Here is a 557-nt window from a genome sequence, read left to right as displayed (position 1 = left end):
ACTTCGACCGAGGCCCTGGTCAGCGACACCCTTCCCGAACGCCTAGCCGTGATCGGCTCGTCGGTGGTCGCGCTGGAACTGGCGCAAGCCTTCGCCCGGCTGGGCAGCCAGGTCACGATCCTAGCTCGCAACACGCTGTTCTTCCGCGACGACCCGGCCATCGGCGAGGCCGTTACAGCCGCGTTCCGTGCCGAAGGGATCAAGGTATTGGAACACACGCAAGCCAGCCAGGTCGCGCATGTGGACGGCGAATTCGTGCTGACCACCGGGTACGGTGAAATACGCGCCGACCAGCTGCTGGTCGCCACTGGCAGGGCACCGAACACGCGCAGCCTGGCATTGGAAGCGGCGGGAGTCGCTGCCAATGCGCAGGGGGCCATCGTCATCGACAAGGGCATGCGCACCAGTACGCCACACATTTATGCGGCTGGCGACTGCACCGACCAGCCTCAGTTCGTCTATGTGGCGGCAGCGGCCGGCACCCGTGCTGCGATCAACATGACTGGCGGCGATGCGGCCCTGGACCTGACCGCAATGCCGGCCGTGGTATTCACCGC

The 557-nt window shown here is 65.9% G+C and carries 1 protein-coding gene; it reads left to right on the top strand.

Annotated elements, in window-relative coordinates:
- Window positions 1–557 (top strand): FAD-dependent oxidoreductase (locus tag ACNPNW_RS05425; protein WP_448766662.1); only part of this gene is annotated, 557 nt, incomplete at both ends.

The organism is Acinetobacter endophylla (genome assembly GCF_053543775.1).
This window is presented reverse-complemented; position numbering and strand designations above follow the sequence as displayed.